Source organism: Pelomicrobium sp. G1, assembly GCF_051905455.1.
Classification (GTDB): Bacteria; Pseudomonadota; Gammaproteobacteria; order Burkholderiales; family UBA6910; genus Pelomicrobium.
This window is the reverse complement of sequence record NZ_JBQACR010000297.1, coordinates 1-288: the sequence shown is the minus strand read 5'-3', so window position 1 is coordinate 288 and position 288 is coordinate 1. Positions and strand designations below refer to the sequence as shown.

Sequence of the window (288 nt, the reverse complement as noted above, 5' to 3'; positions counted from 1 at the left end):
CATTCGAAGTGACCCGCCTCGAAGCGGAAGGTACCGCCCTGGACGGTGCCCTCGGTGCCTACCTTGTCGGGATCGTAGTCCTGGGTTTCCGCCGGCCGCCGGGCGCCGTGGGGGTTGAAGATCACGCCGATCTCGTTGGCCAGGATCTCCTTGGAGGCCCGCATGCCTTCCAGGGTGTCGGCGTTGATCATCTTGTGGAGCTGGGCCACCAGGAACTGGTTGGAGAACACGGAGAACTGGACGATGAATGCCCGGATCTGGGCCTCGTTCTGCTCGCCCCGCTTGAAC

Annotated in this window: 1 pseudogene; it reads right to left on the bottom strand. The window is 63.9% G+C overall.

The features are described 5' to 3' along the window. Positions 1-288 (bottom strand): annotated as a pseudogene (locus tag ACTFO6_RS18580) (hypothetical protein); the annotation flags it as partial.